Genomic DNA, 26,841 nt, shown 5'->3' on the forward strand with positions numbered 1-26,841 from the left:
CGCCAGCGAGCCTCACTTCCTGCCGGAGGCAGCATCACTTCTGTTCTTGCTCTTACCAACCCCCTACGGCTACCCCCGACCACGGTTCTCCCAACAGCAATGCTATCTCATTTTCGTTTTTCCTCCAAGTTTTTCCTAGGCTGGTTAGCTGGAACTATAGTCAACTAAGGTCGATGAGCAAGTGTATTATTGATTATGTATATTCATACTAGACAAATATACAATTGACAATACAACCAATTAGAAATTAGAATTGAGCTGTCGAAAGTGAATGAAGGAGAGTTTTCATTTGAATCTAGATGAAGCCGTTGGACGGCTGTTTCTTATTGGAATTCCCGGACCGGAAATCGATAGCGACACGGAGAAGACGCTTGTACAAGTCAAGCCCGGAGCGGTGATTCTCTTTTCGAAAAACATTGTCGATGCAGCTCAGGTTAGGGCTCTGGTAGACGAGATTGAGAGAGTACTGGGATACAAGCCCGCAATAGCTATAGATCAGGAAGGCGGAATTGTGAGCAGACTCAGGGAAGGCTTCTCTGTTTCTCCTGGCGCGATGGCAATAGCGGCAACCAATAGAGTTGAGAATTGCTTTCTTGCGGGTAGTATCATGGCCAGAGAGATGAGAGCTATCGGTGTCAACTGGAATCTTGCTCCTGTAGTTGATGTAAACTGCAATCCAAAAAACCCTGGAATTGGAGTTCGAAGCTTTGGAGATTCTCCGGAGCAGGTAATCTCTTACGCAAGGGCATTTGTTGATGCTATGAGTGAAAATGGTGTTATGAGCTGCCTTAAGCACTTCCCTGGCAAGGGAAGGGTGGACGTAGACGCTCATCTGGATCTGCCGGTACTGGACGTTCCACTCAGCACCCTTGATTCTGAAGAACTGAGGCCGTTCAAAGAAGTTCCTGCCGATTCTATAATGCCCTCTCACATATTCATGCCGCAGCTTCAGGTTAGGCGCGTTCCGGCCTCAATGTCTAGAGAGATCCTAACCGATCTCGCGAGGGATTACTTGAAGTATCGGGGAGTCTTGGTCGCTGACGATCTTGGCATGGGCGGAGTGAGCAATTACTTCAAACCCGAGGAGGCCGCGATAGAGGGTCTGAAAAACGGTATGGATTATCTTACTTACTGCCATGAACCGGAAATTCAAAGAAGAGTCAAGAAGATTCTGATAAAGGAAATTGAGAGATCTTCCGAGCTTGAAGGTCGTTTTCAGCAGTCGCTGAGCAGAGTAGAGAGATTCAGGATGAAGGCTGTCTCATCGGCGAGAGTATCGCTCGAAGGGATAGGTTCACCGGAAAGCCTTGAGACGATGCAAGAGATCTCAGACAATTCAATTACGGCCATTCTGAATGACAGGTCTCTGCTTCCTCTACCAGTAAGCGATGTCAGCGCGATATTCGCGGTCAGACTTTCCAGATTGGTCCAGGTAGAGGATGGTCCCCAGAAAGGGGTTCCTGCTGTGGCCAGAGAGATCGCACAAATAACGGACAGTCCAGTAGTTGATTTTGCACCTAATCTCACCGTTGATGAAGCGGCCAGAATAGCAGCTAGTGCCCCCGGAAAAGGCATAAAATTGGTTTTCACCGAGAACGCTCACCTGCACAATGGTCAAAGGGAGCTACTCTTTAGGCTTTCGCAGAGAACGGGAAGGATGCTTGTGATCGCTTTGAGAAACCCATACGACGCGTTTGTGAACGGTGTGAAGAACTGCATTCTAAGTTACGGCTACGAAGCCGTTTCGCAAAAGAGCATCATGAAGGTCTTGAAGGGTACGATAGTGGCCGAAGGAAAACTTCCGGTCAAGATACCGCAGGAGGTCTAGGATGAAGTTTGATAAGCTTGATACGGAGAGGTCGAATCCCAAATCAATGAATTTGGATGAACTATCGACTTATGAAATGTTGAGGATCATGAACGAAGAGGATGCAACGGTACCTCTTTCTGTGAGAGAAGTCCTCGAAGAAATCGCTTCTGCGGTTGAACTGTGCGTCGAATCTCTTCAGTCGGGAGGAAGAATAGTCTATGCAGGGGCAGGCACCAGTGGCCGTCTAGGAGTCTTGGATGCTGCGGAGGTCGTTCCGACTTTCGGTGTTTCAAAGGAGCTATTCGTGACACTTATGGCTGGAGGACAGGAAGCTCTTGCCAACCCCGTGGAGCACGCCGAAGACAGTGTTGAACTTGGAGAGCAAGAGGCTGAGAAAGTCGCTATATCTGAAAGAGATGCTGTAATCGGGATTTCGGCTTCGGGCCGGACACCTTACGTTGAAGGAATACTGAGACACGCAAGAAAGCAGGGAGCAAGAACGATAATCATATGTAACGTAGGGAATCCTCGCCTTGCGGAGCTAGCAGATGTCACTATTGCCGTGCGAACCGGTCCGGAGGTAGTTACGGGCAGCACGAGATTGAAGGCTGGGACGGCTCAGAAGATGGTCCTGAATATGATAAGCACTATAACGATGGTCAGGGTAGGAAGGGTTTTCGGAAACTACATGATAGGCGTGAAGATTCTTAACCGAAAACTGGTCGATCGTGCAACAAGAATAATCTCGGAAATTAGTGACCTTTCTTATGAAGAGTCCGCGAAGATACTCGATGCCTCCGGCAGGGAGGTCCCTCTTGCGATTCTCATGGCACTGACGGGGCTCGGGAAGGGTCAGTGCGAGGAATCTTTGAAGCGTAACAGAGGCCATGTGCGTTCGGCTCTAAAAGAACTTGGAGAAGTGAAGTGAGAGAGGCTGGAGCTCCGGTTTACTACCGAATCTACAAAGAGCTTAAACGGCGAATAGGCAAAGGCGTTTACTCAAAGAAACTTCCTACTGAGAAGGAGCTTTGCGGCGAGTTCAAGGTAAGCAGGTTGACGCTGCGGAGAGCGCTCGACGAACTGAAGAGAGAATCCGTTATCGAGTCTTCTAAAGGTCGGGGGACCTTCATCGTCGAAGAAAAACACGAGGAAAGTATCAGTACCCTCACAGGATTTACCGAAGAAGCTGCCAGAGACAATCGTAAAGCGAAGTCGATAGTATTGAAAGACGGTCTCATCGTTCCTCCTGTAGAGATAGCAGAGCTATTCGGTATTCCCGTGGACGGTATGGTAGTGTTGCTCCAAAGAGTTAGGTATCTCGATGATGAACCGTATGGAATTGAGAGAGCCTACCTCAATCCGCTGGCAGATATAAGGATTCTCAACATAGTGAATAGGGATATGAGTGAAGAATCGCTCTACGCAATTCTGAAAAACGAGTTTTCCATTGTCCTCGATCATGCCCAGGAGAACATCGAGGTTTGCAGGTTGTCGAGAGAAGAGGCGAAGCATCTAAAAGTCAAAGAGGACAGCTACGCAATATCTAGAGAGAGACAGACATTTACCAATAAGAATCTATGTGTGGAAGTGGTCAGATCTGTTTACAGAGGGGATCGCTACAGACTAAAAGTTGTGAGGAGAGTAGAATGAGTAAGAAAATCATCGCAATGGACGGAGGCGGAACTAATCTTAGAGTCACTGCAATCTCAAGTGAAGGTAAGATAAGAAAGAACTACGGCACCGGGGTTAATATAACTGCGGTCAGCAGTAGCAATCTCATATCGATTTTCTCGTTAGTTCGCGACGACATATGGGTCCCGGATGTGATAGTCGCTGCCTTCTCCGGTGCGGGGGGCAGAACTCGCGAAGGAAAGCTCGTTCAGGCGCTGGAATCGGTTTTCAGAGGAGCTAGCATCGAAGTGATTATGGACATCGAGGGACTTTACAGAGCGGCAGTCGGCGAAGGAAGAGGTGTTGTTGTCGTTTCTGGAACCGGTTCTACTGTTTACGGTCATGACTATGCGGGAGAAGCCGTGAAGTCTGGCGGCTGGGGACACATATTCGATGACGAGGGAAGCGCCTATTGGATTTCCATGAAGCTGATCACCGCAGCGCTCAAGTATAGAGATGGATTGATTCCTCACGATCCCGTTTTCGATCGGCTTGTAGAATTCTTTGAGATGGAGAGCATAGAGGAACTTGTCAATCTTACGCTTCTGCCTGATATGAAAACGAAGATCGCCTCATTTAGCAGAGTTGCTCTAGAAGACCCTTCGGAACTGACTAAAAGAGTTGCAGATGAGGGAATAGAGATACTGGCAAAAAGGACTCTCAACGTTCTTGAGAGAACAGGTGAGGTCGATACAATCCACACATTTGGCGGCTCATTTGCCTCCGCCTATTATAACGAGAGATTCTCGGAGATGATAAACAACCACAAGACCTCACTCTTCACGGGGAACGTGGATGAGATCCTTGCAGAACAGGCATTTGAGAAACTCAATAGATCCTGAATTCTTCGATCAGACTCTCAAACTCTCTCTGTTCACCTTCCCATAAGCGGGAAAGCTCTGCTGAAGTTGCTCCCTTCAGCAACTCTTCTCTATACCTTTCTTCTCCCATTATCAGGTCGAAATGGTATCTGCCGTCCCACATCTTGTTTAGAGGGATGCTGGTCCCGTGATAATGCACATCCCAGTCAAATTTCTCTGGCCACAATCTTATTAGAGTGGCGATTATGTCTAAAGCAAGTTCCAAGGGTTTAATGGTGTTTCTATCGGCAACATAGAACTCAAGACCATTACAAGACTGGTCGTGCAACTTGAATGCCCCAGGAATGAAACTCCTCTCTCTGAAGGCAATACCGGGATGATCATGCTTTTTCAGTTCCTTATAAAGCAATGAGGAGTCAATCCATGGCGCTCCTATGTATTTGAATGGATGAACAGTGCCGCGCCCCATGGATAGGTTCGTGCCCTCGAAGAGACAGAAGCCCGAGTATAGTATCGCATGTTCAAGAGAAGGTATATTTGGAGAGGGAGTACTCCATAGATGGCCGGTCTCATCATAATACATGTCTTTGTCGTAGTTCTCCATGGGGATTACGATCAGATCTGCGCCGATGTCAAAAACCTTGTTGAAGTACTTCGCAACTTCTCCCACTGTCATACCGTACCTCAGAGCCAAACCGTAGCCACCAACGATGCTGTCCAATCTCTTCTTAATTGTTGGGCCGACGACTTTGCAGGACAGAGGATTGGGTCGATCGAGAACAACTACCTCTATTCCCCGCTTTGCACACTCTTCCATCGAATATACAAGAGAGTAGAGGTATGTATAGAAGCGAAGTCCGACATCCTGGATATCATAAACAAAGGAGTCAATTCCCGAAAGCATTTCTTCTGTAGGACGTATGACATCTCCGAAGAGCGAATAGATTGGGATGCCGTACTTAGGGTCGACCGCATTGTCTACACTTACTCCATCTGCCGCGGCTCCCGAGATTCCATGTTCGGGACCGAACAACTTCACGATGTTGAATCTGTTACTGAGCAACAGGTCAACGTTGATTCGTAAATCTCCATTTACACCGCTGGAATTGGTTAACAAACCGATCCGTTTACTCTTCAGCTGGTTTCCAGCCAGAAGACAGTCGATTCCAAGCTTCACTTTCACGCCAGACACCTCACTTTATAGCTCCCTGCGTCATACCTGTTATGAATTGCCTTGAGAACAACAAGAAGAGTATTATCGTCGGGGCCACTGCAAGAGTAAGGCCCGAGAAGAGGAGGTGCCACTGATTGACGTATTCTCCGAAGAAGATCGAGACTGCGAGAGTTATAGTTGCCTTGGATCTGTCGGTTATGAAGATCAGTGGGAAGAAGAAATCGTTCCACACATTGACGAAACTGACAATCGATACTATGGAGAGAGCCGGTTTGACCAGTGGAAGTACAATCTTCCAGTATATCTGCATCGGAGAAGCTCCATCGATTCTGGCTGCTTCAGAAAGCTCATTCGGAACCCCGTCAATGAAATTCTTGAGAAGAAAGACAGAGAAAGGGATATTTACGGAGGTGTAGATTAGAATCAGTCCAAGCAGAGAGTTCGTGAGATGAAAGTTTCTCAGTAGTATGAATATGGGGATTATTGCGAGCCTCGCCGGAAAGGCCAGACCTAGCATCGAGTAAATGAAGAGAAATCTTCTTCCCTTGAAGGTATACTTAGAAATTGCATAGGCGAACATAGAGGATACTATAACAATTCCAATTACCGAGGTTCCGGCAACAATCAGACTGTTTTTGTAGCCCGTCCCTATACCGGCCTGTTGCCAGGCCTTTGAATAGTTCTCGAACATAACCTTTGACGGAAAGGAGAAGGGTTGAAGATAGATCTCCCTCATCGACTTGAGAGAGTTCAAAATCATCATGAAAAAAGGAACAAGTATGACCAGGCAGTAGACGGCCAGAAGGAAGTAGACGATTATCTTTCCGAAAAGACTTAGCTTCAGCATGTTTCAAGCACTCCTTTGTCTCTTCTCGACAATGTATACATACAGAATCGAGACGGGCATAACTATGGTGAAGATGAAGACTGTTACCGAAGCTCCCAGTCCCATGTCGACTGCCCCGCTGCCAAGTCCTCCGAAAGCCGTCCTGTAGAAGAGAGTCCCGAGAACGTCAGTAGTTCTGTAAGGACCAGCCTGTACGCCCACAAGAGCGTATACCATGTCGAATATATTGAAACTCCATATGAAAATGAGAATTGCTAGCGTTCTGAAAGTTGAAAACGTCAGAGGGAATATTATTCTCCACGTAATCTTCCAGTTGTTGGCACCATCAATGTAAGCGGCCTCTATCAATTCAGGCGATATATCAAGTATCGCAGCGAGAATAACGAGTACATAGAACCCAAGATTTCGCCAAACATTCACCAGAATAATCGTCGTGAGAGCCGTACTTGCCTGACCCAGCCACGGCTGTGCGAATCTTCCAAGCCCTACAAGTTTTAGAAGCTGGTTAACAAGGCCTGCTTGAGGATTCAGGAAGAGCACCCACATGAATCCCACAAGAACCAGAGGTATCATATTCGGAATGTATGTGACCACTCTGAACACTCCGGCTCCCTTTATCTTGCTTGCCAGCATAAGTGCAATAAGGAATCCGAGTCCCAGCTCAAAGATTACAAGCATGATGAAGAAATAAACGTTATGTGAGAATGCATTGAACAGTTCTTTGGAAAAGCTTCCGGTAAAAAGCGTACGGAAGTTCTTTAAACCGACGAAGGTCCTCGGCCCTACACCAGACCAGCTGAAAAAGCTCAGTATGAGGCTGTCGATCAGTGGGTATATTATGAACATAGAGTACAGAATCAGGGCAGGTAAGATGAAAACAAGAAGGTATCTAAGTTTAATCTGCATCTTCGTTTCTCCTCAATGAACTCTTCCCCGCTGGCTGGCGGGGAAGAGAAGAATTAACTGATTACTTGTTCATCAAAGGCGGGTACCACTGAGAAATAGCGTCCTGAGCCATCTGAGAGAGTCCTTCGGGAGTAAGCTGCCCTGCGTAAAGAGCTTGCATTCCTGGGCTAAGAACGTCATCATAGAGAGAAGGTTTCTGTGTTGTGAATACAGAGCCTACCCAGTAAACCCATGGAGAGGCGTTGTTGTTGTAAACATCAAGAACCTCTTCTAGAAGAGGATCAGGCGGGATTTCTGCGCCAACAACGGCAGGAATATTGTAAGTGATTCCGGCGAATATCGTACCGAATTCAGGAGTGGCACAGAATTTGATGATCTCTTTTGAGTCCTCGAGATTCTTGACGTTTGATGTCAAAGCGATCGCTCCATCGAGATATGTGTAGGCGTAAGGTGTCTGGTCTTTTGTCTCCGGAGGAACCATGAAGTAGCCGACATTTAGATCGGGATTGAGATCCTTCCATGTCTGGTAGCCCCATGCTCCGTAGAACACCATTGCAGCCTGTCCAAATGCGAAAGCGGCATCCTGATCTACGGTCGAATTACCCATGAATCCATCCTGATAGTAAACTTTGAGGTCGTTAAGTTTCTTGTTGAGGTCGGTGAACTTTGGATCCAGGAAGTTCGTTTCGCCATCAGTGAGCGCCTTTATCCAGTCTGGTCCCAGAATGCTGACGCCACACATCGCATGCTGCATTGCCAGCGCCCAGGCTTCCTTTCCGTAAAGGAAGAATGGGGTGATACCGTTCTTCTTGAACACTTCAGCATTAGCGATTAGTTCGTCCCAGGTTTCAGGTTCTTCAAGTCCGAACTGGTCGTAGTAGTCCTTGTTGTAGAATATTCCGACCACCTGAACTGCGAAAGGAACTCCATAAACTTCGTCTTCCCATGTAACGGAGTTCAGCGAAGCCTGAGGGAAGTTCGACATGTCCGTGAAATCACCGATCGGAAGATAGAGCCCGTTTTCAATTAGAACCTGAGTTCTTCCTCCAGGAAGTCTTCTGGAGTAGACAATATCTGGACCTTCACCGGTCTGCAGAGCGAGAGCTACCTTTGAATCGTATTCCGTCGGAGCAAAGGCTGTGAATTCGATCGTTATGTTGAGTCCCTGACTCCTGAGTGCGGCCTCAACATCTCTCCAGACCTGAGCATCTTGTGTCCGCCAGCTCCAGATCGTTACCTTACCGGCAAACGCACTAACTACGAGAATCGCAATTAAAGCGACTAGCAAGAATTTCTTCATCTTTCGCCTCCTAACAAATTAAAGTGAGAACACATTACTTGTTATGCTATCGTGAATCTATTGAGTGACACATACAACGCATAGATAAACCATTCTGTCTTGTCAGCAAGAGGGACATCCCGGATCGGCGAATGATATTGTTAGTATGATTATACAATATATGTCTAAGCGAAAAAAACAGTAATTAGCATTGAACAGGCACGATCATTGGAGCTCAATGCTAAAAATTGGCGTTAGGCATTCCTCAATGAAAGAAGATGGGTGTAATTACTTTCGTTGTTCTCTATTACCTAAACATTGACTACGAAAGGACGAACAGATCGTGAGCGTTTGGAGGAAGTTTGAAGAGCAAGTTTGGCGTTTTCGACTGCTCTATCGGTAAGCACATAGTTCAGGTGAAAACAAGACTTCATAATATCAGGATAATCATATAGAATCGTTATATGGTTCTGACAGGACCGCGGATATTGGAAAGAGTTACTAGATTATTTTCTGCCGGAGGCGACTGATGGAGAGAGTGACGGTTACGATTGAAGCAAGTATGGAGGGTGCTGTTGACAGCTTCTTGATAAGAAGGCATGGTGACGTTGAATCCCTCAAAGAAGCAATTGTTGCCGATGATTTCGAAAGAATGGGGAAAATCGCCGAATTCATGAAGAATGAGGGCAGCTGTTGCGGTTTCGATCTCATCTCCTCATTGGGTGCAAAGCTCTCTTTTGCCGCTTCAGAGAAGAATAGACTGGCAGCCGAGATCTGTGTTGACATTCTCAACTGGTACATGACAAGAATAAGGACAGAGATATTCGGAGAGGGATAGAAACGAACGCGTCTACAATGCACGGGGGTTAGTATTGCTTCTGAAACCTATGGAAAAGCCGGTTCTACCGGAAAGGCTTTCTGGAAAACCTTTGATAGCGATAACTATTGGCGATCCCGCAGGCATCGGCCCCGAGATCGTCTGTAAAGCTATAGCACACGGGGAAATCTTCGAGATCTGCAGGCCGGTTGTTATTGGGGACCGCAAGATCATTCAGCGAGAGATCTACAGAAACAAGCTGTCGCTTGACATAACTCTGGTTGAGGGCCTAAATGAAGAGATGGAATCAACTTCAGGCAATATCTCGTTGATTGACATGGGGAATGCTGATGACCTACCCGATTACGGAAAGATCTGCGGTGGATGCGGAAGGGCCGCCTATGAATACCTCGAGAAGGCTGCGGAACTGGCGCAAAAGGGAAAGATTTCTGCGATTACGACTGCACCGATTAACAAAATGTCCATCAAGGCTGCAGGAGTTCCCTTTGCAGGACATACCGAGATTCTGGGCTCGCTATTGGGGGCGAGAGACCCGCTGACGATGTTTGAAATAGCCGGTGAGCTACGAGTCTTCTTTCTTTCCAGACACGTTTCACTTATGGAGGCCTGTCGCATAGTGAAGAGAGACAGAATATTCGATTATATAGTTAGATGTGACGCAGCCCTTAAGCAGCTGGACATCGAGCAGCGAAGGCCGATTGGTGTTGCAGCCTTGAACCCACATGGCGGAGAAGGTGGGCTCTTCGGGCGCGAGGAACTCGATGAAATTATTCCCGCTGTTGAGCTAGCAAGGCAGAAAGGGATTGATGTCCTCGGACCGATAGGGGCAGACTCGATCTTCTCTATGGCAAGAAGAGGCGCATTTTCTGCAGTTCTCTCTATGTACCATGACCAGGGCCACATAGCAACGAAGACACTGGATTTCGATAGGACCGTATCGATTACCCTTGGAATGCCAATTCTGAGGACTTCCGTAGATCACGGAACGGCCTTCGACATTGCGGGAAGGGGAATTGCCGATCCCACGAATTTGATCGAAGCCGTTAAGGCCGCTGCCCGCTATTCATAAGAGCCGCCGATAACCTCAAAAGACTTCTTCAACTATGATGCGGCTCCCGGAGGATTAATAGGGCACAGCTCCGGAAGGCACGCTCCTCTCACCTTCCTGAAATATCCCTGGATTGATCTCATTGTTTCTATTATCTCAAATTTCACGCCTTTCTCTCTCGTCCATTAAATGGCAGAGAGTCTCCCTTTACTGTTCTCTTTATCGAGTAGTTTCCATTTCGATGCACCGTTACAGAGTACTGATGCTGAATACTTCCTCTTTGTCGCGAAGCGCGGGCTGGGCTATAATAGATGATCAAATACTTTTCCAGAAAGGAAGCTTCGTGAGCACAATAGAAGGCCGAAAACTCGACCCCATGGTTACGAGCGAGAACTCAAATGAAGGATTCAATGCGATTAGTCATATAGTGGCAGCGGTTCTCGGACTTGTCGGGCTGGTGTTCTTGATAGTCTTCTCTGCTATTCAGGGTAAATGGTTACATCTTGTAAGCTTCGCGATATACGGGACAACCGTAGTCGTCTCAATGACCTTTAGCGGACTCCTTCACTTTTTCTTGTGGTTTAGAAAGTATTTCAAGGTCTTCGCTATCCTCGACCACACTGCGATATACTTTCTCATCGCCGGCACCTATACGCCTTTCTGTCTCGTTGTCGTCGGCGGTTGGGTTGGCTGGACGGTCTTCGTGATAATATGGAGTCTTGCCATCCTTAACGTCGTGCTGAAGTCGGTATTCTTTTCCACGATGCCCCTTTGGTTATCAATGGCGGGATACCTCTCAATGGGCTGGCTCTCGCTTGCGCTGGTTTACAGTGTGTATATAAGGTTGGGGCTTTCTGCCATCCTGTTGCTGCTTCTCGGCGGCGCCTTCTATACGGTTGGCGCAGTGATTTTCATAAGGGAGAAACCGAACCCATTTCCAGGGAAATTCGGAAACCATGAACTCTGGCATATTCTGGTCATGCTCGGTAATCTCACCTTTCTCATGATGATGTTTTTCTATGTACTTCCATACTAATTCATTTGGAACAGCAATAGTTCTTCGTAAGTAATCGAAAATATGAGTGTCGATTAATGTCGAAGTCTTAGTTCCAAGGGAATGAGGCTTTTATTGGAAATTGAGGCTCATATGTCTTTCGCCATCCCTTCAGATAACGCTTACGAAAGTTAATAAACGAAACGGACTCAACTCTTATCTTGAATTAATTGAAGTCTAATACAATAAATTGAAGTGGATCTAAATATATTTAAGTTATAGTTTGACTTTTTGAGTCGGAAGTTGTATAATGAACTCAGTTGAAGGTGATATTTGTTCAACTTATGTTTTGGAGGTGGACCGATGAAATACTCAATTAGCAACTGTCCCGTCTGTGGAGGGAAGATGACGATCACAGAGTACAAGTGTGATAGTTGTGGCACAACGATTAGGGGAAGATTTGAGCTTGACGATATCATGAAGCTATCTGCCGAGCAGCTCGACTACCTGAAGACTTTCATCAAGAATAGAGGCAATCTATCCGAGGTTCAGAAGGAACTGGATATTTCCTATCCGACGGCTAGAAACAGACTCGAGGATATTGTTAGGGCAATGGGCTACCAGGTTGTCGACAAAGATAGGGAGGAGGCTTCAAGAATCCTTGAAAGACTTGAATCCGGAGAACTACAGCCAGATGAAGCCCTTGAGATGTTAAGAAAAGTCAGAAAAAAGAAGTAGGTGATCAAAGTGGATAGAGAAGAAGTCTTAAAGATCCTGAAGCTCGTTGCCGATGGAAAGGTTTCTCCCGAGCAGGGCAGGGACTTGCTAGAGGAGTTCTTTGAATCATATGAAGAAGTGAAGTCAGGAGGGAAATTCACCATAGAGGTTGTGGATAACTTCACTGGAAAAGTGGAAGCAAATATTAAGTTACCCGTTAGGTTGGCAAGGTTTGTAGGAAACTTCGTTAAAGAAAAAGACGCGAATTTTAGAATCGGTGGAAGAGTGGTAGACTACAATCTCAAGGAAGTGCTTGAAGAGGTAATCAAGACTAGAGAGTCGGTTGAAATTGAAACCGAGGACAAGAGAGTAACGATAAAGGTAGAGGATTGAGGAGGTATGGTCGTGGAGAAAAAGTTTGAATTCGACAGCTCGGGTATTGAGATTTTGAAGACAACCTCGGCTAGCGCGGATCTTCAGATCGACCTTGTTGAAGAGGGAAATGTGATTGCGTACGTCGAAGTGGATTCGAACGATTATGTTCCCGAAGCCGAAAGGTCAGGAAAGAAGCTTACGATAAGATTCCAGAAGGGTACTAACATCAATATTCCTTTTATAAAGAATCTCTTTGACGGCGGAGCGGATGTCAATAATATAAGGCTTCTGGTGCCAAGAAGCATCCAGGAACTTGATGTAAACAACGCTTCCGGCGACATAAGTATTACTGATTTTGATCTTAGAGGCCTTAAGATAAACAACGTCAGCGGTGATGTCAAGATAGAGAACTGTTCGATGAACGAGTTCAATTTCAGCACAGTAAGCGGAGACTTGACATTCGTCGCTTCGAACTACCGAAGGGGTAAATTCGGCTCAGTTTCTGGCGATCTGAACATAAAGGGGCTTCCTCCGATGGAAAGAGACACAAGTGTTTCTACGGTAAGCGGGGATGCAATTATCTCTTATTCCGATGAGCCAAGATTTGATGCCACTATCTCATCGGTAAGCGGTGATGTCTCCTCTGACGTAGGACTTGTTAAAGTAGACAAGAAGCATTACAGGTCGGGAAACGGAGAGCCACAGGAATATCTGAAAATGAGCAGCGTGTCGGGAGATCTCATTATAAATGCCAAGTACAGGGGAACGCCTGCCAAAGAAGTCAAGGTTGAGACGGCACCAAAGGTTTCGGAAGAGCGAAGATCCGATCGAGCGACCGTGGAAGAGAATCTCCAGGATCAGGAGACCAAGAAGATACTTCTGCTTTTCAAAGAAGGGAAACTTACGAAAGAGTATGCTGTCGAGATGCTGGGAATACTTGGATACTCCGAAAAGGAGATTGAAGAGATGCTAGAAGTCGACGAGGAGCTTAAGAAGCTTAAAGACTCAGTAGATGTAGTAATGACAGAGGAAGATGCTGAAAGCGAAGAGTCTTCCGAAGAGCCAGAGGCACCTGAAAAACCGAAATCGACCTGACTAAAGGAAGAGGGTGATAAGAGATGAGATTTGGAGCACTATTTGCGATTTTCCTGGGAATACTGATCATTCTTTCGGTAACCCATATAATACCGAGCTTTGCCTTCACAATTGAAATCTTCTTTGCCATTGTCTTCATCTATCATGGGCTTAAGGTGTTTAGAAGATTTAAGTCGGAACATATGGGTAGTTTGATATTCGGAGGAATTCTCGTTATTGACCTTCTGATAGGCTGGAATATTATCAAAGGGTTCAGAGGATGGGGTTTCTGGGAACTCATTGTAGCCATGATTGGATCTTACATAGTGGGATGGGGTGTAGTGACGCTTTTCAAGAAGAGTTTCAAGCTTGGAAAGGCGCCGAGCTCGACCAGACAGATTCTCAATATGTCAAGACCCAAAGAATTCGACGAACTAGATATTGAACTGGATGCTAACCTTACGAAGGTGCTGCTTATGGACAACACATCCAACGGAGTTGATGCAAACGTAAGTTTCGATAGAATGAGCTTTAACGGGGATCTGAAATACGATATGGATAAGGGAAAGGGCATTGTAAGGGCGAGGTGCAAAGCGAAGTCCGGTGTTTCAAGTGTCTTGTCAAAGTCGAGAATGAACATCGAAGTCAATTCGGAGCCGGTTGTAAGGGTCGAGGCTACGCTTGATGGAGCCGATACAGTTCTTGATTTTTCGAATCTCAATCTGGATAGGGCTACAATCAAGACATCGCTCTCCAGATTGTCTATAATCCCCTCCCAACTGAGAGACTCGATTGTGGATATAGATTGTGAAGTGACTTCTCTGAATATAAGGGCTCCCAAAGACGTTGCTTTAAGCATTCTTCACGAAGGAGAGTTGAACTGGAGCAATTTCAACAATCTTATGGAGAGAGAAAAGGGCTATGTCTCGACCAACATAGATAAGGCAGTAACGACCTGTCAGATCAATGTGAAATCGGATATGTCAAAGATATCGATAGACTGGATATAGAGCAGATAACGTCTTGGGAACCGGCCTTGTGGCCGGTTTCTTTTTGGACTTGTCTGATTCATGGGGATCAGCAGCGGTCGCGAGCCGAAAGTGACTTATTATTATATAATCAGGGTACCGGATATATTTCTCCGGAATTTTCGTTCGCGAATGAGGGTAGAGACAGGGGGCGTTCCGTGGATAAGTGCAGAATCGACCCGAGGGTCTTCAAAGTACCGATTGACAAGATGAGAGCCGGATACTATTCTGACAAATACTTCACGAGACTTGTCGAAGTCCTCAAAAAGGCAGATAAGAAATCAAGGGTATTATACCAGCTCTTCCCGAGAAGAGACGCGACAATAGTGGGAATTGACGAAGCGCTCGCCATTCTTCGTTTTGGGACCGGTTATTACTCGAATGAAGAAGAGGCGAAGAGGCTCTTCGAAGAGGTATTAGAGATTGAGAAGGAAGTCAACCACGCAGCCTGGGAGATGAATCGGCATGGACTGGTGGAGCTGACCGCTCGAAAATGGGATCTGAAGATGAAGCTGAATGATCTCTGGGTTGACAAATGGCCAGAACTCGAAGTTCGCGCCTTGTATGATGGTGATGAAGCAAAGGATATGGAACCTGTTATGACGATAGAAGGCGACCCCAGATATTTCTCGTATCTCGAAACCATATTGCTGGGTGTTATTGCGAGAGCCTCCTCAACTGCGACTGCCGTCAAGTCCGTCGTGAAGGCCGCCAGAGGCAAGGAGATACTCTTCTTCAGCGCGCGATTCGATCATTTCTGGACTCAGGCAACGGACGGATACGCGGCGCTCAAGGCCGGGGCCTTCGGAGTCTCTACCGATGCGAATGCAGATTACTGGGGCGTTGAGAGCATGGGGACGATACCTCACGCGCTTATCGCAGTATATAAAGGCGATACGGCCGAGGCCGCAATGGCTTTCGATCGTTACATAGAGGGCGGAGTCAATCGAATAATCTTGGTCGATTGGGACAACGACGTAATCGGAACTTCGGTCGATTGCGTTGCCCGCACTTACAAGGCCGAGACCGGTGAGGATTTCGTACCTGGCAAGACCGACCCTTCGGTTGTTATAGGTCCGGGAAAGGGAAAGATATGGGGCGTGAGATTCGATACGTCTGGCAGTTTGAGAGACGTTTCGGTCGTCCCGAAAGACGCTTCCTCCCTGGGAGTCTGTCCCGAACTGGTCTGGAGGGCTAGAAGGGAATTCGACAGGTGCGGAATGAAAGATTTGAAGATAGTCGTCTCGGGCGGTTTCACGGCGGAGAAGATAGATCTCTTCGAAAAGCTCAATGTTCCAGCAGATGTTTACGGAGTTGGTTCGTCTCTACTGAAAAACAAGCTGGACTTCACGGCAGATATCGTGGAGGTCGAAGGAAAACCCTGCGCAAAAGTCGGAAGAGGGAAGAAAGATGCTCCAGGATTGGAAAGAGTAGAGAGCAACTATTGGAACAACGATAAAGAGGAGAGGTGTTGAAAATGGAAGCAAAGGGAACCTGGACAGTGAAAAAAGGGTTCGCTGAAATGTTCAAGAACGGCGTAATCATGGACGTCACGAATCCCGAGCAGGCAAAGATAGCTCAGGATGCCGGCGCCACGGCAGTAATGGCTCTTGAGAGAGTACCGGCAGATATAAGAAAAGAAGGCGGAGTAGCCCGGATGGCCAAAATTGGCCTTATCAAAGAGATAATGGATTCCGTTACGATTCCAGTCATGGCTAAGGCAAGGATCGGCCATATCGCCGAAGCGAAGATCCTTGAAGCCATCGGAGTTGACTTCATAGATGAATCTGAAGTCCTTACACCGGCTGATGACAGATATCACATAGACAAGCGGATATTCACCGTTCCCTTCGTCTGTGGAGCCAGAAATCTCGGCGAGGCGGTTAGGAGAATCGCAGAGGGAGCCGCGATGATTCGTACAAAAGGAGAGGCCGGTACCGGTAATATCATCGAAGCCGTCAAGCACATGAGAACGGTCAATGAAGAAGTCAGAAAGGTTCAGATGATGAATGATGCCGAGCTCGTCCACTACGGAAAGGAGATCGGTGCGCCTGTCGAAATCCTCAGTCAGGTAAGAGAACTGGGAAGGCTTCCCGTCGTCAATTTCGCCGCAGGAGGAGTAGCCACGCCGGCTGACGCTGCGCTCATGATGATGCTCGGCTGCGATGGAGTCTTTGTCGGCTCGGGAGTCTTCAAATCCAAAGACCCTGCAAGAATGGCTAAGGCAATAGTGGAAGCAGTTCTGCACTATGATAGCCCCGAAAAGCTAGCCGAAATCTCTGAAGACGTTGGGGATGCCATGGACGGTCTCGAGATCGGGACTCTCGAAGTCCGGATGGAAGAAAGAGGCTGGTAAGAGTTGAAAATAGGAGTTCTCGGAATTCAGGGTGCAATTCAGGAACATCTTTTGGCTCTGAATAGTGCGGGGGCGGAAGCTATTTGGGTGAAGGATTCAAAGGAGCTATCTTCCGTCAAAGCACTGGTTATGCCTGGTGGCGAATCTACCACGATGATCAGACTCCTGAAGAGATTTGAGATGTGGGAGCTTCTTAAGGAGAGGTTGAAGAGCGGAATGCCTGCCTTCGCTACTTGCGCGGGCATGATTCTCCTCTCGAAGGCTATTGAAAACGTCTCTAATCAGGACTCTTTAAGCGCTCTGGATATTAGTGTGAAAAGGAATGGATACGGAAGACAGATCAACAGTTTCGAGGCCGATATCCAGATAGATGAGATCGGTGCGGAACCGTTTAGAGCTGTATTCATAAGGGCTCCGAAGATTGAATCGACAGGAAGAGAAGTGGCAGTTCTTGCAAGCTACGATGGCTCGCCTGTACTTGTTAGGCAGAACAGAGTGATAGCCGCTTCCTTTCATCCCGAACTGACAGATGATCTGAGAATTCACAAGTATTTTCTCGAGATAGCAGAGTCAGTCAAATAGAGGAATGAAAAATGTGCAGAATGCTGGCCTTCAAAGCAGTTGAAGACATCGACACAAGCTGGATATTCGCCCTTCTAAGCAGCATCTCCGAGAAGGGAATCTCAAGTCCTCACGGAGACGGCTGGGGTTATGCAGTGCGCGGCGAAGGAAGAGAGACATTCAATAGCTCGGGCGCGATCTTTGAGAGTGATGTGAAGATGCCGATTTGCAGAGTGGGCATAATTCACTCTAGAAAGGCATCGAAGGGATACACAGTCAATCTAGAGCATGTGCATCCCTTCTATGCAACCGTTAGGGGAAGGAATTACGCCTTCTGTCACAACGGTACGATTTATGATTTTGCAAGCGACGAAGGAACTACAGATACCCAGAGATACTTCGAAATACTCGTCGGTAATCTTGAGCGGCATGAGCCGAAGACAGCTCTAGAAATCACATCGGGCTTCGTGGCTGCCAACTATAAGTACACATCCATTAACGCTTTTCTTACTGACTATGAGAACGTATGGGCCATAAGACAGAATTCCGAGAGAGATGACACGGAACACGCCCTGTTCCTCTATGAGAGGGATGGAGTAAGAATAGTGGCAAGCGAACCCATAGAAAAATTCGGAGCTTTGCAGGGGAGCTCCACAGAGATAAAGAACGGCGAATCTGTCATATTGTGATAAATGATTTAAGGCGCCTGGAGGATCTCCAGGCGCTTCTTTTGTTGAGAGAGCTAGAAATCAATGCCTATCTTATGCATAACAGCAACAAGATTATTGTCAAGTAATTCTATATCCGCATCTGTGAGGTTTTTCAGAGGTGTCTTGACTCCTCCCATTTTCAAACCCCTTCTTTCTAGAACATGTTTCATGTATGGAATATTCGCACCGTTTCCCACTGCCATCGTCAGCTTTGTCAAAGCCTTCTGATAATCAAATGCCTTGTCAAAGTCACCATCTTTCACTGCATCGCGGACCTTGACGAAGAATTCCGGAAAGACTGCTCCGGGGCCTGAAACACAGCCTCTGGCTCCGGCGATTAGAACGGATACGAAAGCCGCATCGCATCCAACGACCGTACTGAACGTCGACGGCAGAGCCTGAATCACGGTCAACGAATTTACGAAATCGCCGCTGCTGTCTTTCAAACCGACTATATTCTTATGTTTTTCGTGGAGTCTGGCAATTACATCGACACTAACCGGGTTTTTTGTTAGAGAGGGAATGTTGTAAATGTACAGAGGAAAGTCGCTAACAGCTTCCGCTATCTTGTCGTAGAAACTGAAGAGCTCCTCCTGCTTGTGGTTGAAAAAGAAAGGCGAAACTACTGCTGCCGCATCTGCTCCACATTCCTTTGAGTGTTTTAGCAGTTCGATAATATCTTCAAGCACTGCAGCTCCACAATGAGAAACAACCGTCATTCTCCCTTTGTTTGCCTCGAGGAACGACTCTAGAGTCTTCTTTCTTTCCGCCAATGGGAGGGACGTCCCCTCACCGGTCGTGCCGAGCACAAACATTCCGTCGACACCTTTCTCAGCCAGGAAGTCTACATAAGACTTTATTGCATTGTAGTCAACACAGGAACCATCATCATTCATCGGAGTCAGCGGAGCTACACCGACCCCTTCAAGTAATCTTCTCACCATGATCTCCCTTCTGCCAATCTTCTGGCCGCCTCTTTCATTACTTCAAGCTCCTGTACCAGGCCCATTCTAACCTTCCTAGAACCGTTAGCACCATAAGCGGTTCCGGGAACAACAAGAATGCCGTACTCTCTGTAGAGCTTTTCCGTGAAACTCCAGGGATCAGTGCCTTCCGGAGTGGAAACCCATACATACATCGCCCCCTGTGGAGCGGTGAAAGTCAATCCCGACGCCTTTAGACCTTCAATAATCGCATCCCGCCTGCCCTGATATATTCCTCTGAGCTCACGATAATAGGAATCGGGGGTAGACTTCAAAGCTGCCGCAGCGGCGAGCTGTATAGGGTAAAAGACATTTGAGTCGATCTTCGATTTGTAAAGTTTCACTGCGTCCAGAAGACGTTTCTCGGCCACTATCGCCCCAACTCTCCATCCGGCCATGTTATAGGTCTTTGAGAAGGCGAAGTACTCCAGCCCAAGTTCCAGATTCTGTTGTGCTTCGAAGTAACTGTTCACTTCCAGACCGTCAAAGGCGATTTCCGAGTAAGCGAGATCGCTCATCACAACAAAACCGTATTTACACGAAAGCTTGGAGAGCCTCTCATAATACTCTTTGCTCGCCACTCGGCCGGTGGGATTTGAGGGGTAATTGACGATTACCATTTTCGGCTTGTGCAACACTGCAAGACTCTCGATCTCGCCGAGAGTAGCCATAGGATCAACATCTCCATCGTAAGTGATAAGCTTCCCGCCGGTGAAAAGAACAGCTTCGAAATAGGTTGGATAACCAGGATCGGGAACAAGGATCGAATCGCCTGCGTTTACCAAAGCATGAAGCGCATTGAAAATCGCCTCTTTGATTCCCACCGTAACGAGCACGTTCTCTTCGGGCTTGACAGTTACTCCGAAGCGTTTCTTGTACCAGTCTGCAACACCTTCCAATAGTTCAGGAGCACCATGCTGCGGCGGATAAGTGTGGTAGGCAGGATTCGACAGGTTCTCCTTCATTACCTCCACTATCCATTTTGGGGTGGGCCTGTTCGGGGCACCTATTGAAAGGTTGATCATTTTCTGCTTTGGTGGTTCTTTCTTCAGGCCATTGATAAATCCGAACGCATCGGGCCTAAAAAACTCAAGCTTTGAAGACTCGAGCTGAAACTTCATCTGTTTCTCCCTCCCTCTAGTTTTTTAGATACTACAATGAGCGGATAGCACACAAGTATGAAGAACACAGACACAATACTGAATGCCGTAAAAGGACTTAGAGTCAACTGCATTATCTGTCTGGAGGTTCTTACGATCTCAACCATTCCGACGAGTGAGACAATCGAAGTGTCCTTTATTGTCATTACTATCTGGCCGACAATTGACGGCATGGTACTCTTTATGATCTGAGGCAAAACTACATGCATCAGTTTTTGAAAGTAGTTCATTCCAAGAGCTTCGGCCGCTTCAAACTGCCCTTTATCTAGAGACATAAGACCGCTTCTGAAGACCTCTGAAAGATATGCCGTTGCCGTAACTGAAAGAACGACTATTCCCGTCTGAAACGCGCCCAATTCAATTCCAACGTACGGCAGCGCAAAGTAGATAGCATAGACGATTATCAAGAAGGGCGATCCCCTGATTATCTCGACAACAATGGCTAGAAGTTGCGATGCAACGGGGATTCGATGGAAGCGAATCAGGGCGATCGCAATTCCCAGCACTATACCGATACCCAGAACGAATGGAAGGAAAGCCAGGTTATTGAGGAAGGCAACTCCGAGTCTGAATATTTGCTGCAATAAAGATATGTCTTGCATCATACCACCTTCTTAAAACCGAACCATCGCTTCGCATCCGATTGTCCCGACTTCTGATTTCTGCTTATAATACCGCTTAAAAGAGCAAGAATCAGATATATTCCAAAGTACATAAGCATCGGTACACCGAATGATTCGAATGGCATATAGGTTCTCGCGGCAATCTTTCGAGCAGTATAAGTAAGCTCGGGGATAACAAGAACTGCCGCAAGACTTGTGTCTTTTATCAAATACGAGAATTGGCTGATCAGTGGTGGCAGAATACTTCTAAAAACTTGTGGCAAGATTATCTTTCGCATCGTCTGGAACCACGACAAACCGAGAGCCTTTGAGGCTTCTGTCTGTCCTCTGTCAATTGAGTTGAGACCGCCACGTACTATCTCAGATATATAGGCGCCGCTGTTCAGAGAAAACGCAACTATGGCGCTCTGAAAGGAAGTTAACATCAGACCGGTAATTGGAAGGCCATAGTGGACGAAGTACAACTGCACAAGCAGAGGCGTCGACCTGATGAATCCAGTGTATATTCCTACGGGAATAATGGCGAACTTCGATTTCATTGTTGATAGTATTCCTACCACTGTTCCTATTAGAAGCGAAAAGACACCGCTCAGGGCCGCTACCTTCAATGTTTCCAATAAGGCCTCAAAAAAGTCAGGGAGATACTGTGAGATCATTCTCATGTCAAGCATGATATCACCTAAAGTATCTTACTCAGGAATTCCTTGGTTCTGTCACTCCTGGGATTGTTGAAGAACTCATCCTTAGGGGTGAGCTCGACTATCTTCCCGTCATCCAGGAAACCGATTTTGTTGGCAACCTGACGCGCAAAACCCATCTCATGGCTGACAATGATCATCGTCATTCCTCCGCGTGCCAGGTTAGTCATGACATCCAGTACTTCCTTGATCATCTCTGGATCCAGTGCTGACGTTGGTTCATCAAAAAGCATTAGTTTAGGATCCATTGCCAAAGCTCGCGCTATCGCAACTCTCTGCTTTTGCCCTCCTGAAAGCTGAGGAGGAAAGGCATCGTACTTAGCAGATAATCCGACTTGATCAAGTAGTTTCCTGGCTTTTTCAAGAGCTTCATCCTTGGGCACCTTCTTTACGAGTATGGGTGCCAGGGCAACATTGTCTACTACTGAAATGTGAGGGAATAGGTTGAAATGCTGAAAAACCATTCCAGTGTTCTTTCTAACAAAACTCAAATTGGCTCTCGCCTGCTTAATGTCTTTTCCGAGAACTTCGATCGATCCCTCATGAAAGTTTTCAAGCATGTTTATGCAGCGAAGAAGGGTGCTTTTCCCAGCACCGCTCGGTCCACAAAGAACCAGTACATCGCTTTCGAATACATCTAGCTCGATGTCTTTTAGAACGTGCAGTTTTCCGAAGGATTTGTTGAGACCCCGGATTCGAACAATTGGTTCCATTAGAATTCCCCTTTCGACTCCTAAAATGAAATGGGGGCTAGCCCCCATCTCGTCTTGAATTAACTACTCTCCAGGCTTAGTCAATAATGAAAGAAGGTTCCCAGGCTTTGCCTACGTACTTCTCGTAGATCTTTCCGTACTCGCCAGTCAGCTTCTCCCACTTGAGGAACCAGTTGAACCATTCAACCAGTGAGTCGGAATCCTTGTCCTGCCTGAAAGCGAGTCCATAAGTGTCGGGTCTCACATACCCATCAAGGATCTTCAGATCTGGGTTCTTGTTAACTAACTCAATACAGATCATTTCGTCGTCCATAACCGAGTCGATTCTACCCAACTTGATATCAGTCATCCATTCGGCAAGATTGTCGTATAGAGACGCCTTTTTGCCCCATTCATCTTCAATGAAGTCTGCGTGAACAGAACCCATTGTCGCACCCATTTTGACTGAAGGATCGGCCAGATCTCTCCAGCTCTCCAGAGGAGAGTCTTTTCTAGCAATCGCGACAATTCCTGTCAGGAAGAAAGGATCGGAGAATCTTATCGACTTCATCCTTGTTAGAGTCATGGACATGTTTGCTGCTATCATATCTACTTTTCCTGAGAGCAATGACGGAATAAGACTTTCCCATGCCACGTCTTGCCAGACCAGTTCAACACCCATTTCTCTTGCAGCAAGTTCCATCAACTCAACGGTAAACCCAGTCGGCTTCCCTGATGCGTCCCTGTACTGCATCGGTACTGCAGTCATATCAGTTGCAACGGTTAACTTTCCGCTCTTAACTACGTTTTCCAGTGTTGTAGCTGCAAGACCAAACGAAACAAACATACAGGCTACAACGATCAAAACAAACAGTTTTTTCATCTCAATTCCCCTTTCACGAATGGATTGCGTCTTAAAAAAGTACGCATTGGAAATGGTTTGAATAGTTCAATAATATGGAACAACATTCAACAATGTGGTAACTACATCTAAATTTACCAAATCGGTTGAGTTATCTCCAAAACCATTTATGAACGTCTGGGAAGTATCTGGGTTGATTATGACTGTTAAACAGAAGCAATCTCTCTCCTGCGGGGTGATCTTGAAAGAAGGGAGTTATTCCTAGAAGTAATGCAGAATCAAACTTCTTCGAGTCTTCACGTCTCGAAATCGATAAACAGCTTGTTCAGCTTTTCTATTGTCTTCAAAAAGGGTTCCTTATATCTTTCAATTGCTTCGTCGGTCATTCTATTAGAAGGCCCGGCAATACTGACGGCATACTTCGCGACTCCGTGATTGTCCAGTATGGGTGCGGCAATGCACTTTATGCTTTCTTCCTGTTCTATTCTGTCGTACGCATATCCGTGCTCTCTTATCCATTGTATTTCCTTTCTGAGCTGTTCCTTATCTGTTATGGTGTTCTTCGTTCTTCTCGCAAGAGTCACTCTCTCGAGATATCCGTCTATGTAAGAATCCGGCTGAAATGCGAGCAGGGCCTTCCCCACGCCTGTACAATACATAGATGCAGTAACTCCTACGGTCGAATGGGGGCGCAGAGCATGCGTTGGGTGCAGACATTCGAGATAAATTACTTGATCTCTGAACAGAGATGTGAGATGAATCGTCTCATTTATTTCGTTCCTTAGTTCCTCAAGGTACGGCAAAGCCACTTCTCTGAATTCGAGATTCCTCCGCATGAGACCACTCAGTTGAAGGATCCTGTTTCCGAGCATGTAGAAGCTCTTGTCTTTTGTAAGGTAGTCAAGTTCAGTCATTGCAGACAAAATATGATGCACAGTTGCTTTGGGATAACCTAGCTTGGCCACTATGTCGGTAAGCCTCCATTTGCTTTGCTCAAAGAACAGCTCGAAAATCTCGTCCACTTTTCTGAATGCTTTGAAGTGTTCCATAGTGTTGACTCCGATCAATGATGTTGATAATAGAATATCAGAAAATGCTTTCAATAGCAAATCTCTTGTTAAATTACATTTCGAATACGGGTGAGCTAGTATGATGAGGCAACCATCAATTAAGACTGAACTACTGAACGGATACAGATCGAGATTGAGTCTTTTCTGAAGCCACAATTTAACTTAAGATCGAGTACCACATAAAAAAAAGGCCGGCCCTTTAGGCCGGCTTTCAGAGAAGCGCCCAGAACCGATCCCTCGAAGTCGAAATCCGCTCCGTTAAAGAACTTGCTTGAGGCATAGAAACCGTCGATATCGGTAGCGAGGTAAGTTTTTTCGTTCAGCCAGTAGGCTCCCTTCAATTTGATAATCGGAACGGGGCCGAAATTCTTGTTGTCAACGAACTTAGTCCCGTCGAGAGACTCGAAGTAGATATCGGCATTTCTCAACTGAAGTGAGAGACCGAGGCCAAGATAGCTGTTGCCCTTTCTCAAGACATCGTAGGTGTAGCTTACCCTGTAGAACGGGAAGCCGTAGTTCAAGAGGATTCCGCTTCCGGCGGGGAAGGTGACTCCATCGACTATCTAGTTGTTCTTAAGCTGAACCTTGGACTGAACGGTGAGCGGCTGGTACAGAAAGTGAACCGTGTGTTTGCCGATACTCAGTCCGGCGGTGTACCTTTGATACGGAAATAGAACGTCCTGCCCGCAGTCCTTCACATAGTTCAGAACTGTTCCAGTCTGACCGAACTGAATGGTGTGGAAGATCACTCCCGTGAAGCCGATCTCGTAATCAAGCTCGAGTTTGAACCTGTTCTCGGGGTTGTTCAGTAATCCTGCCGATAAATAACTGCGATAAGAAGAACCACTATCAGTGCGAACCTAGTCTTCACGATTTCACCTCGTTTATACTGATTACAATTATAAAGCTTCCGGTTACAAAAGTGTCAGGTCATTCGGCGACTGTCGATCTCTTCTTCGCTGCTAGAATAGTCGCAGAGGGGGGCGTATATGGAGAAGCGTTTACCTATTCTGGAACATGATTATGAAAGACCGGCCGTCATAGAACCGACGAAGGTCATCTCCTCGATACCTGAGATGCCCGAAAGAGCTGTGATTCTCTTCTATCAAGGCGTGATAGAGAGTCTCTTGAAGAAGGGTCTTCTGAAGAAGATCGTTGACAGGAGAAGTGAGGTAGGATTGTTCCCCGTCTACGAGATCGAACACAAAGGAGAAAGGTTAGCCCTGTTGAATCCAGGACTTGGAGCGCCATCCGCTGCGGGCTTCTATGAAGAGCTGATCGCCCTGGGAGTAAGAAAGACAGTAGCCTGCGGTTCCTGCGGAGTGTTGAAGAGAGAAATTCCGAGAGGAGAGATCATCGTAGTGGAATCGGCAGTCAGGGATGAGGGGACCTCATTCCATTACGTGGAGCCCTCAAGAGAGATTTCAGTCGATAAGAGTGTGATCGAGATGATCGAATCTACATTGAGAAGGCTGTCTATACCTTATGTAAAGGGAAAGACCTGGACAACCGATGCCTTCTACAGGGAGACTAAGCAGATAGTCAGCAGAAGAATTGACGAAGGGTGCATAACAGTCGAGATGGAGGCTTCGGCCCTCATGGCCGTCTCTAAGTTCAGAAATGTGGCCTTTGGCCAGCTCCTTTCGTCCGGAGACGATGTGAGCGGAGAAGAGTGGGACAGACGATTTCATCCCGAGGCTTCGAATCACAAAGAGCGTGTATTCTGGGCAGCTCTCGAGTGTTGCCTGAGATTATAACTCCGTCGGTAGTATATTCCTTCGCTTCACAGAGTGGAATGTTGAGAGTGGGTGATGGTATGGTCGAACCGATTAAGGTTTCCTCGAAAAAACACGGAAGGGCAATAGAACTACTTGCCGAAGCATTTGCTAATGACCCGATGATCAAATACGTATTAAGTGAGAAAGTAAGAAAGTACGTAAATAGGATCTATGGAGTAATGTTCAAGACTTATCTGGAGAAAGGATCCGCGTACTTTGATTCATCCGAGATGAACGGAATAATTCTCTGGATTGACTCTAAAGAAGATCCGGGCCTTGGCGTCTGGATAAGGAGCGGAGCCTTGAAGATGCTGACATTTCCTGGAAGATCACTAAATCGCCTTATGAAGGTCGGTAGGGCGATTTCGAGGGTTCACAAGGAATGCATAAAGGAACATCACCTTCACCTGATTTTCATTGCTGTTTCGCCAGCTTCTCAGGGGAGGGGTATCGGCAAACAACTTCTTAGCCTTCTTGCGCATGAAGCAGACTCAAAAGGTCTTCCCTGTTATCTTGAAACGCAGAATCCTTCAAACTTAGGTTTCTATGAATCCTTTGGGTTCTACGTTGCGAAGGAAATCGAAATCTCGCCCGAACTCAGATCGTGGAGTATGGTCAGACCAATTTCGTGAAGAGTGGCAGGGATCAGCCGAACGCTGGGAAGAGCCACTGCCCGGAGAAGCTCTGGTAAGCAAGGCGTCGAAGAACATCGGCCGACGCAATGCACTGAGGAGCATCAGTGGACGCAAGGCTGCCTTCGGCAGGA

The 26,841-nt window shown here is 46.8% G+C and carries 29 protein-coding genes; 17 read left to right on the plus strand and 12 right to left on the minus strand.

Annotated elements, in window-relative coordinates; genetic code table 11:
* Positions 1–289: 289 nt before the first annotated feature.
* The 4 genes from nagZ to B3157_RS10730 are packed head-to-tail and all read left to right on the plus strand — an operon-like array spanning position 290 to position 4,323.
* Entirely contained in the window at positions 290–1,828 is a 1,539-nt protein-coding gene (gene nagZ / locus B3157_RS10715) for a beta-N-acetylhexosaminidase (RefSeq protein WP_214079508.1), read from the plus strand.
* Position 1,829: 1 nt separating this feature from the next.
* A complete protein-coding gene (gene murQ / locus B3157_RS10720; RefSeq protein WP_099830490.1) occupies positions 1,830–2,738 on the plus strand; it encodes an N-acetylmuramic acid 6-phosphate etherase in 909 nt (302 codons plus the stop codon).
* Positions 2,735–3,460, plus strand: a complete 726-nt coding sequence (locus tag B3157_RS10725; RefSeq protein WP_214061342.1) for a GntR family transcriptional regulator — start codon at positions 2,735–2,737, stop codon at positions 3,458–3,460. Before murQ ends, B3157_RS10725 begins: the two co-directional genes overlap by 4 nt.
* Positions 3,457–4,323, plus strand: a complete 867-nt coding sequence (locus B3157_RS10730; RefSeq protein ID WP_214061343.1) for a BadF/BadG/BcrA/BcrD ATPase family protein — start codon at positions 3,457–3,459, stop codon at positions 4,321–4,323. Before B3157_RS10725 ends, B3157_RS10730 begins: the two co-directional genes overlap by 4 nt.
* Here the strand turns inward: B3157_RS10730 and B3157_RS10735 are convergent.
* From B3157_RS10735 to B3157_RS10750, 4 genes are all read right to left on the minus strand, one after another.
* Entirely contained in the window at positions 4,310–5,485 is a 1,176-nt protein-coding gene (locus tag B3157_RS10735; protein WP_292590439.1) for an exo-beta-N-acetylmuramidase NamZ family protein, read from the minus strand. The genes B3157_RS10730 and B3157_RS10735 overlap by 14 nt on opposite strands.
* Positions 5,486–5,495: 10 nt before the next feature.
* Positions 5,496–6,323, minus strand: a complete 828-nt coding sequence (locus tag B3157_RS10740) for a carbohydrate ABC transporter permease (RefSeq protein ID WP_099830494.1) — start codon at positions 6,321–6,323, stop codon at positions 5,496–5,498.
* Positions 6,324–6,326: 3 nt separating this feature from the next.
* Positions 6,327–7,229, minus strand: a complete 903-nt coding sequence (locus B3157_RS10745) for a carbohydrate ABC transporter permease (RefSeq protein ID WP_099830495.1) — start codon at positions 7,227–7,229, stop codon at positions 6,327–6,329.
* A gap of 61 nt (positions 7,230–7,290) precedes the next feature.
* Positions 7,291–8,529: an ABC transporter substrate-binding protein gene (locus B3157_RS10750; protein WP_099830496.1), complete on the minus strand. Its 1,239-nt coding sequence runs from the start codon at positions 8,527–8,529 to the stop codon at positions 7,291–7,293.
* 508 nt (positions 8,530–9,037) lie between these two features.
* Between B3157_RS10750 and B3157_RS10755 the strand changes: the two genes are divergently transcribed.
* The 11 genes from B3157_RS10755 to B3157_RS10805 all read left to right on the plus strand — a co-directional run bounded on the left by B3157_RS10755 (position 9,038) and on the right by B3157_RS10805 (position 18,188).
* Complete coding sequence (locus tag B3157_RS10755) at positions 9,038–9,346, plus strand: cytoplasmic protein (protein WP_099830497.1); 309 nt, start codon at positions 9,038–9,040, stop codon at positions 9,344–9,346.
* Between the two features lie 34 nt (positions 9,347–9,380).
* Complete coding sequence (gene pdxA, locus B3157_RS10760; RefSeq protein ID WP_292590443.1) at positions 9,381–10,415, plus strand: 4-hydroxythreonine-4-phosphate dehydrogenase PdxA; 1,035 nt, start codon at positions 9,381–9,383, stop codon at positions 10,413–10,415.
* A 322-nt stretch (positions 10,416–10,737) separates the two neighbouring features.
* Positions 10,738–11,430: a PAQR family membrane homeostasis protein TrhA gene (trhA, locus tag B3157_RS10765; protein ID WP_214061346.1), complete on the plus strand. Its 693-nt coding sequence runs from the start codon at positions 10,738–10,740 to the stop codon at positions 11,428–11,430.
* Between the two features lie 321 nt (positions 11,431–11,751).
* On the plus strand, positions 11,752–12,126 hold the full coding sequence (locus B3157_RS10770; RefSeq protein ID WP_006489399.1) for a DUF2089 domain-containing protein: 375 nt from the start codon (positions 11,752–11,754) through the stop codon (positions 12,124–12,126).
* A gap of 9 nt (positions 12,127–12,135) precedes the next feature.
* On the plus strand, positions 12,136–12,498 hold the full coding sequence (locus tag B3157_RS10775; RefSeq protein WP_102819253.1) for an SHOCT-like domain-containing protein: 363 nt from the start codon (positions 12,136–12,138) through the stop codon (positions 12,496–12,498).
* Positions 12,499–12,504: 6 nt separating this feature from the next.
* Positions 12,505–13,575 carry a DUF4097 family beta strand repeat-containing protein gene (locus B3157_RS10780; RefSeq protein ID WP_292590450.1) on the plus strand — a complete coding sequence of 357 codons (1,071 nt, stop codon included), beginning with the start codon at positions 12,505–12,507 and terminating at the stop codon, positions 13,573–13,575.
* Between the two features lie 23 nt (positions 13,576–13,598).
* Complete coding sequence (locus tag B3157_RS10785) at positions 13,599–14,564, plus strand: hypothetical protein (protein WP_102819255.1); 966 nt, start codon at positions 13,599–13,601, stop codon at positions 14,562–14,564.
* 227 nt (positions 14,565–14,791) lie between these two features.
* Positions 14,792–16,057: a nicotinate phosphoribosyltransferase gene (locus B3157_RS10790; protein ID WP_165775396.1), complete on the plus strand. Its 1,266-nt coding sequence runs from the start codon at positions 14,792–14,794 to the stop codon at positions 16,055–16,057.
* A gap of 2 nt (positions 16,058–16,059) precedes the next feature.
* Positions 16,060–16,938, plus strand: a complete 879-nt coding sequence (gene pdxS / locus B3157_RS10795; protein WP_292590452.1) for a pyridoxal 5'-phosphate synthase lyase subunit PdxS — start codon at positions 16,060–16,062, stop codon at positions 16,936–16,938.
* Between the two features lie 3 nt (positions 16,939–16,941).
* The gene (gene pdxT / locus B3157_RS10800) at positions 16,942–17,520 is read left to right on the plus strand and encodes a pyridoxal 5'-phosphate synthase glutaminase subunit PdxT (RefSeq protein ID WP_099830504.1); all 579 of its coding nucleotides are present in this window, start codon (positions 16,942–16,944) and stop codon (positions 17,518–17,520) included.
* 11 nt (positions 17,521–17,531) lie between these two features.
* Positions 17,532–18,188, plus strand: a complete 657-nt coding sequence (locus B3157_RS10805; RefSeq protein WP_292590455.1) for a class II glutamine amidotransferase — start codon at positions 17,532–17,534, stop codon at positions 18,186–18,188.
* A 53-nt stretch (positions 18,189–18,241) separates the two neighbouring features.
* Here the strand turns inward: B3157_RS10805 and B3157_RS10810 are convergent, their stop codons facing one another.
* From B3157_RS10810 to B3157_RS10845, 8 genes are all read right to left on the minus strand, one after another.
* A complete protein-coding gene (locus B3157_RS10810) occupies positions 18,242–19,153 on the minus strand; it encodes a dihydrodipicolinate synthase family protein (protein WP_292590457.1) in 912 nt (303 codons plus the stop codon).
* Positions 19,147–20,313 (minus strand): pyridoxal phosphate-dependent aminotransferase, encoded by a 1,167-nt coding sequence (locus tag B3157_RS10815; RefSeq protein WP_292590458.1) that lies wholly within the window; start codon positions 20,311–20,313, stop codon positions 19,147–19,149. Before B3157_RS10815 ends, B3157_RS10810 begins: the two co-directional genes overlap by 7 nt.
* Positions 20,310–20,957: an amino acid ABC transporter permease gene (locus tag B3157_RS10820; protein WP_292590460.1), complete on the minus strand. Its 648-nt coding sequence runs from the start codon at positions 20,955–20,957 to the stop codon at positions 20,310–20,312. Before B3157_RS10820 ends, B3157_RS10815 begins: the two co-directional genes overlap by 4 nt.
* Positions 20,954–21,646, minus strand: a complete 693-nt coding sequence (locus tag B3157_RS10825) for an amino acid ABC transporter permease (protein ID WP_292590461.1) — start codon at positions 21,644–21,646, stop codon at positions 20,954–20,956. Before B3157_RS10825 ends, B3157_RS10820 begins: the two co-directional genes overlap by 4 nt.
* Positions 21,647–21,654: 8 nt before the next feature.
* A complete protein-coding gene (locus tag B3157_RS10830; protein WP_146739751.1) occupies positions 21,655–22,386 on the minus strand; it encodes an amino acid ABC transporter ATP-binding protein in 732 nt (243 codons plus the stop codon).
* 76 nt (positions 22,387–22,462) lie between these two features.
* Entirely contained in the window at positions 22,463–23,248 is a 786-nt protein-coding gene (locus B3157_RS10835) for an ABC transporter substrate-binding protein (protein ID WP_099830509.1), read from the minus strand.
* Positions 23,249–23,523: 275 nt separating this feature from the next.
* The gene (locus B3157_RS10840) at positions 23,524–24,330 is read right to left on the minus strand and encodes an IclR family transcriptional regulator (protein WP_133117344.1); all 807 of its coding nucleotides are present in this window, start codon (positions 24,328–24,330) and stop codon (positions 23,524–23,526) included.
* A 65-nt stretch (positions 24,331–24,395) separates the two neighbouring features.
* Positions 24,396–24,818 (minus strand): hypothetical protein, encoded by a 423-nt coding sequence (locus tag B3157_RS10845; protein WP_292590465.1) that lies wholly within the window; start codon positions 24,816–24,818, stop codon positions 24,396–24,398.
* A 468-nt stretch (positions 24,819–25,286) separates the two neighbouring features.
* Here B3157_RS10845 and B3157_RS10850 point away from each other — a divergent pair, with 468 nt between their 5' ends.
* On the plus strand, positions 25,287–26,054 hold the full coding sequence (locus B3157_RS10850) for a nucleoside phosphorylase (protein WP_214060162.1): 768 nt from the start codon (positions 25,287–25,289) through the stop codon (positions 26,052–26,054).
* A complete protein-coding gene (locus tag B3157_RS10855) occupies positions 26,039–26,707 on the plus strand; it encodes a GNAT family N-acetyltransferase (RefSeq protein ID WP_292590467.1) in 669 nt (222 codons plus the stop codon). The genes B3157_RS10850 and B3157_RS10855 overlap by 16 nt, the downstream gene beginning before the upstream one ends.
* Positions 26,708–26,841: the final 134 nt, after the last annotated feature.

Source organism: Mesotoga sp. UBA5557 (genome assembly GCF_002425715.1).
GTDB lineage: Bacteria > Thermotogota > Thermotogae > Petrotogales > Kosmotogaceae > Mesotoga.